The following is a 6,435-nucleotide window of genomic DNA, read 5'->3' as shown; positions in this document are numbered from 1 at the left end:
TGGCCGGCGGTGGGGGCCGCGGGGGGTGGGGTGGCGGGGGGGGGGGTGGGGGGGGGGGCGCGCCCCGCGGGCCCCCCCCCCCCCGGCCGGCGCCCCCCCCCCCCCCCCCCACGGCCGGGATCAGGCGTCGATGCGGGAGCGGTCCAGGGTGGCCGCCGAGTCCACGATGAACTCCTTGCGGGGGGCGACGTCGTTGCCCATCAGCAGGTCGAAGATCCTCTCGGCCTGCTCCAGGTCGCCCAGGTTGATCCGGCGCAGCGTGCGGTGGCGCGGGTCCATGGTGGTCTCGGCCAGCTGGTCGGCGTCCATCTCGCCCAGGCCCTTGTAGCGCTGCACCGGCTCCTTCCAGCGCTGGTTCTTGCGCTGGAACTCCAGCAGCGTGGAGCGCAGTTCGGCGTCGGAGTAGGTGTAGTGGTACTTCTCCTGGCCGCGCTTGGGGCTGGTGAGCTCGATCCGGTGCAGCGGCGGCACGGCGGCGAAGACCCGGCCCTGCTCGACCATCGGCCGCATGTAGCGGTGGAAGAGGGTGAGCAGCAGGGTGCGGATGTGCGAACCGTCGACGTCGGCGTCGGCCATGAAGATGACCCGGCCGTAGCGGGCCTGGTCGATGTCGAAGGTGCGGCCCGAGCCGGCCCCTATCACCTGGATGATCGCGGCGCACTCGGCGTTCTTGAGCATGTCGCTCACCGAGGCCTTCTGCACGTTGAGGATCTTGCCGCGGATCGGCAGCAGCGCCTGGAACTCGGAGTTGCGGGCGAGCTTGGCGGTGCCGAGCGCGGAGTCCCCCTCGACGATGAACAGTTCGCTGCGGTCGACGTCGTCGCTGCGGCAGTCGGCCAGCTTGGCGGGCAGCGAGCTGGTCTCCAACGCGGTCTTGCGGCGCTGGGCCTCCTTGTGCTGCCGGGCGGCGACCCGGGTGCGGGCGGCCGCGACGACCTTGTCGAGCACGGCCCGGGCCTGGAGCTTCTGGTCCTTCTTGGCCGAGGTCAGGAAGGCCTTGAGCTCCTTGGCGACGACGGCCGCGACGATCCGGTTGGCCGCCGAGGTGCCGAGCACCTCCTTGGTCTGGCCCTCGAACTGCGGCTCGGCGAGCCGGACGGTGACCACCGCGGTGAGGCCCTCGGTGGCGTCGTCCTTGGTGATGTCGTCCTCGGCGACCCGCAGCAGCTTGCCCGCGCGCAGCGCCTCGTTGACCGTCTTGGCCAGCGAGCGCTCGAACCCGGTGACGTGGGTGCCGCCCTTGGGGGTGGCGATGATGTTGACGAAGGAGCGCAGCGTGGTGTCGTAGCCGGTCCCCCAGCGCAGCGCGATGTCCACACCGAGGTGCCGGGTGACCTCGGTGGGGGTCATGTGCCCGAGGTCGTCCAGGACCGGCACGGTCTCCTTGAAGGTGCCCTCGCCGTGCAGCCGCACCACGTCGCAGACCGGCTTGTCGGGGGCCAGGAACTCGCAGAACTCGGCGATGCCGCCGTCGAAGCGGAAGGTGCTCTCCTCGACCTTCTCGCTCTCGGTGAGCCGCTCGTCACGCACCACGATGGTGAGGCCGGGGACCAGGAAGGCGGTCTGCCGGGCGCGGCTGTGCAGGTTCTCCAGGGAGAGCTTGGCGTCCTTGAGGAAGATCTGCCGGTCGGCCCAGTAGCGGATCCGGGTGCCGGTGCGGGTCTTCGGCACCTTGCGGGCCCTGGTCAGGCCGTTGCCGGGCTCGAAGGGCGCGTCCGGGCTGGCCTCGGTGAAGAGGCCGGGGGTGCCGCGGCGGAAGCTGATCGCGTGGGTGTGCCCGCCGCGGTCGACCTCGACGTCGAGGCGGGCGGAGAGCGCGTTGACGACCGAGGCGCCGACGCCGTGCAGACCGCCGGAGGCCGCGTAGGAGCCGCCGCCGAACTTGCCGCCGGCGTGCAGCTTGGTCATCACGACCTCGACGCCGGACAGCCCGGTCTTGGGTTCGACGTCGACCGGGATGCCGCGCCCGTTGTCCCGGACCTCGACCGAGGAGTCGGGGTGCAGCACGACGTCGATGCGGTCGCAGTAGCCGCCGAGCGCCTCGTCGACGGAGTTGTCGATGATCTCCCAGAGGCAGTGCATCAGGCCGCGGCTGTCGGTCGAGCCGATGTACATGCCGGGGCGCTTGCGGACCGCCTCCAGGCCCTCCAGGACGAGCAGGTGCCGCGCGGTGTAGTTGGAACCGTCGTCGCCGGCCAGCAGCGCGGACGGCACGGTCGTTTCGGCACTCACGCGGCACTCTCCTCGGTGAAGTTCTGTCTCATCGGTCACATCCGGACGCATCCGGACCAAACGCCAGTGCAGCACGCCGCACCGACACCCGTCGCCCTGCGTGCCCGAGCCCCTGCGCCGGGTGCACAGCACGACGGGCCGGCCCCGCGCAGCTTGTACGCGCTGCGCGAACAAGCACCGCACCCGGGTACGGACCCCGGGGGCGCCATCTCCTCCCGGTACCACCGGTCCTGGCGGATCGTGGGACCCGGCACAGGCTCCGGAACTGCCGTTATGCAGGCTACCGGGGCCCGGGGCGGGGCTTATGCTCCAACCCGGCAGAGGATTATGCTACGCGGACCTCGTACCCGATCCCGATCGGGCGTTCGAGCGACGGGCGGATCCCGGGAATCGGCACGCATGAACCACCGACGCCCGGGGCACGTCCTCATCAACACAGCAGAATCCTCAGAGAAGAAAAGCCACGAGCGGGAACGTTTTCGGCCTGGTTGGATGTTGACCCTGGTACGACAGCTCGTCGAGCTAGAGAAGAGGCGACGTGACTACTGTTCTGACCCCTGCGAGCCCGCTGACCGCGGCTGACCGCTGCGACCGCTGCGGCGCCCAGGCCTACCTGCGCGTCGTACTCGCCAGCGGCGGAGAGCTGCTCTTCTGCGCCCACCACGGCCGGAAGTTCGAGCCCGAGCTCAAGAAGATCGCCGTGGAGATACAGGACGAGAGCGGCCGTCTCACCACGACCACCGCCACGGCGACCGAAGACGAGCGCTGATCCCGGGCGCCAAAACCAGCAGCCGGCGTCGAGCTGTGTCCGGTCGTGCACCGCGCGCGACCGGTGGGCCGGGCGGCTGACCCCCTCGGGGGCCGGCCGCCCGGCTCTGCTGTACCCCCGGGCACCCTCCCGGGTCCGGTGACGGTCCGGCCACGACTGCCGACGCCGCGTCAGAACCCGGCGTCAGCACGTGACCGGGCGCACACCCACCGCGACGTCCGCTTCACCGGACACACCGCGTCCGCGGACGTTCACAGGACCGAGCGCACCGCGTCGGCGACCGAGGACACCCTGGTGTAGACGCCCGGGTGGGCCGCCTCGGCGCAGCCGGTCCCCCAGGACACCAGGCCCACCAGCCGGCCCTCGACGATCATCGGGCCGCCGCTGTCGCCCTGGCAGGCGTCCTTGCCGCCCCGCTCCTCGCCCGCGCAGACCATGCCGCGGGCGTCGAACCTTCCGTCCTGCCCGCCCGGGTACGCCTGCGCACAGGCCCCGTCCGGCACGATCGGCACGGACACCCCGCGCAGCGTGGGCGAGTAGTCGCCCCGCCCGGTGGTGTCGCCCCAGCCGTACACCTGCGCCGTGGTCCCGGCCAGGTACGGCACCGTCTCGCCCTGGCCGACCAGCTCGACCACCGGCCGGGCGCCCTGGGACTCGGCCAGGGTGATCACCGCGACGTCGTTCATGTTCGCGTCGAAGGAGTAGTCGGGGTGGATCCAGACCGACCGCGCCGCAATCTCGCGGCCGGTCGTGCCGCGCATGTCGTCCCGGCCGACGATCACCTTGAGGCCCGGCCGCTCCACCCGGCCCTTGCCCTCGTCGTAGAAGCAGTGCGCGGCCGTGACCACCTTGGTCGGGGTGACCAGCGCTCCCCCGCAGAACTGGCCGGAACGGCCGCTGCCGAACTGCTGGCGGCTGGACAGCGCCACGATCCACGGGTGGTCCCCGGTGCTCGCCGCCGTACCGCCGACCACCCGGCGCTGGGCCTCGGCCGGCGCCGCGCCGCCGAGGGCGACCAGCGGGACGGGCACGGCGGCCAGCAGCGCCAGCACGGCGGCCCTGCGGCGGCGGCCCGCCCGGCCGACGGCCGGATCGACCGGATCGGCGAGGTCTGCCGGAAACGGGATGGGCGTCGGCAGGTCAGTGCGGTCCGGCTCGGTCGGCACCGTGACTCCAGGAGGCTCGGAAGCAGGCAACCGGCACAGCGTAGGTGACCGGCTGCACCGTGCGACCGCTTCCCGCCGCGCCGCCACCCGGACGAGCGACAACCACCACCCGGACGCTGACACGCCCGGGCCCGGACAGCCGCGAAGGCCCGGAGCCGTGCGGCTCCGGGCCTTCGCGTGGAACGACTGCCGTCGATCAGTCCAGGTAGTCGCGCAGCACCTGGGAGCGCGACGGGTGGCGCAGCTTCGACATGGTCTTCGACTCGATCTGGCGGATGCGCTCACGGGTGACCCCGTACACCTTGCCGATCTCGTCCAGCGTCTTCGGCTGGCCGTCGGTCAGGCCGAAGCGCATCGAGACCACGCCCGCCTCGCGCTCGGACAGGGTGTCCAGCACCGAGTGCAGCTGCTCCTGGAGCAGGGTGAAGGAGACCGCGTCGGCCGGGACGACCGCCTCGGAGTCCTCGATCAGGTCACCGAACTCGCTGTCGCCGTCCTCGCCCAGCGGGGTGTGCAGCGAGATCGGCTCGCGGCCGTACTTCTGGACCTCGATGACCTTCTCGGGGGTCATGTCGAGTTCCTTGGCCAGCTCCTCCGGGGTGGGCTCGCGGCCCAGGTCCTGGAGCATCTGGCGCTGGACGCGGGCCAGCTTGTTGATGACCTCGACCATGTGCACCGGGATGCGGATGGTGCGGGCCTGGTCGGCCATGGCGCGGGTGATCGCCTGGCGGATCCACCAGGTGGCGTAGGTCGAGAACTTGTAGCCCTTGGTGTAGTCGAACTTCTCGACCGCACGGATCAGACCGAGGTTGCCCTCCTGGATCAGGTCCAGGAAGAGCATGCCGCGACCGGTGTAGCGCTTGGCCAGCGAGACCACCAGACGGAGGTTGGCCTCCAGCAGGTGGTTCTTGGCCCGGCGGCCGTCCTCGGCGATGATCTCCAGCTCGCGCTTGAGCTTCGGGGCGAGCTTGTCGGCGGCCGAGAGCTTGTCCTCGGCGAACAGACCGGCCTCGATGCGCTTGGCGAGCTCGACCTCCTGCTCGGCGTTGAGCAGCGGGACCTTGCCGATCTGCTTCAGGTAGTCCTTGACCGGGTCGGCGGTGGCGCCGGCGACGGCGACCTGCTGGGCCGGCGCGTCGTCCTCGTCGTCGTCGGAGAGGACGAAGCCCTCCGACTCCTCCTCCGGACCGGTGCCCTCGGCCTCGGTCTTGTCACCGGGCAGCGCGACGTCCTCGAGCAGCTCCTCCTCGCCGAGCAGCTCCTCGTCGCCCTTGGCGGTCTTGCCGGCGGCGGTCTTCTTGGCGGCGGTCTTCTTGGCCGGCGCGGCGGTCTTCTTGGCGGCGGCCTTCTTGGCCGGCGCGGCCTTCTTGGCAGGAGCCGCCTTCACCCCGGCGACGACGCCGGTCGTCTCCTCGACGGTGATCTCGGCGGAGACGGTGGGAGCCGTGGCCGCGGCGGCGACGACGGCCGGAGCCGCGACGGGAGCGCCGGGGGCGATCCGCACGGGCGGCTTGGTCGGGGCCGACGGGGTCCGGGTGGTGACAGCCTTGGTGGCGGTGCGCTTGGTGGGGCTCTTGGCAGCAACGCTCTTGCGCTTGGCGCCGGCCGGTTCGGCCGCGCTGACCATGAGGTCCACGCCCTCCTCAATCAGCACCTGATTGAGGCTGCGCATGACGTTCTTCCACTTGGTGACCGGGATCTGGTCCGCCTCGAACGCCTGGCGCACGTCGTCACCGGCGATCTGCCCCTGGGCCTTGCCCCGCTCGATGAGAGCCAGCAGAGCCGCGGACTCGGCGATCTCGGGGGGAAGCGAACGGGATGTGCTGGCCGACACGAACAACCTCTCGGACGATGAGTGGATCTCGAACCCGTACCGGCCGCCCGAGCGGGCGGGGAAGGAGATCGCGCGTCGGACGCGCGGTGTCGATTCCGACCGACTCGGGCTTGAGGACTGGGTTTGCAGGACGGCAGCAGCGCCGCGGACCAACACAGCATTCTGACATGTTGGAGTATTCCGGAGCTGCTTCCGCTCAGGACACATCGCTGCTACTCGTCAAGTGTTACGCATGGCCTTCGTGTCGCGGGTCACACCATCCGGCGCCCGCAACCCGGAGCCGCTTCCATCATCGCGCACTCGCCGGTGAAACTATTGTCATGGACAAGCCCGACGTGGGCCCGCTTTCGCCGTCCGTTTTCGCCGCCCGCATTCGCCGGGCCGCTCCCACCGGGCCGCTCCCGGCGGTTCGCCCCCCTGGGGACGCCGCCCCC

The 6,435-nt window shown here is 71.2% G+C and carries 4 protein-coding genes; 1 reads left to right on the top strand and 3 read right to left on the bottom strand.

Going from position 1 to position 6,435, the window contains the following annotated elements:
• Positions 1–120: 120 nt before the first annotated feature.
• The gene (locus tag ACFVHV_RS11780; RefSeq protein WP_359912622.1) at positions 121–2,232 is read right to left on the bottom strand and encodes a DNA topoisomerase IV subunit B; all 2,112 of its coding nucleotides are present in this window, start codon (positions 2,230–2,232) and stop codon (positions 121–123) included.
• Positions 2,233–2,770: 538 nt separating this feature from the next.
• Here ACFVHV_RS11780 and ACFVHV_RS11775 point away from each other — a divergent pair.
• The gene (locus ACFVHV_RS11775; RefSeq protein ID WP_359912625.1) at positions 2,771–3,001 is read left to right on the top strand and encodes a hypothetical protein; all 231 of its coding nucleotides are present in this window, start codon (positions 2,771–2,773) and stop codon (positions 2,999–3,001) included.
• A 251-nt stretch (positions 3,002–3,252) separates the two neighbouring features.
• On the opposite strand, the gene ACFVHV_RS11770 is transcribed toward ACFVHV_RS11775, so the two are convergent.
• Both ACFVHV_RS11770 and ACFVHV_RS11765 read right to left on the bottom strand, forming a co-directional pair.
• The gene (locus ACFVHV_RS11770) at positions 3,253–4,053 is read right to left on the bottom strand and encodes a S1 family peptidase (RefSeq protein ID WP_380350904.1); all 801 of its coding nucleotides are present in this window, start codon (positions 4,051–4,053) and stop codon (positions 3,253–3,255) included.
• Positions 4,054–4,363: 310 nt separating this feature from the next.
• Entirely contained in the window at positions 4,364–6,001 is a 1,638-nt protein-coding gene (locus ACFVHV_RS11765) for an RNA polymerase sigma factor (protein WP_380350869.1), read from the bottom strand.
• Between the last annotated feature and the right edge of the window lie 434 nt (positions 6,002–6,435).

Origin of the sequence: Kitasatospora sp. NPDC127116 (assembly GCF_042677365.1) — a bacterium.
Classification (GTDB): domain Bacteria; phylum Actinomycetota; class Actinomycetes; order Streptomycetales; family Streptomycetaceae; genus Kitasatospora; species Kitasatospora lactacystinica.
This window is presented reverse-complemented; position numbering and strand designations above follow the sequence as displayed.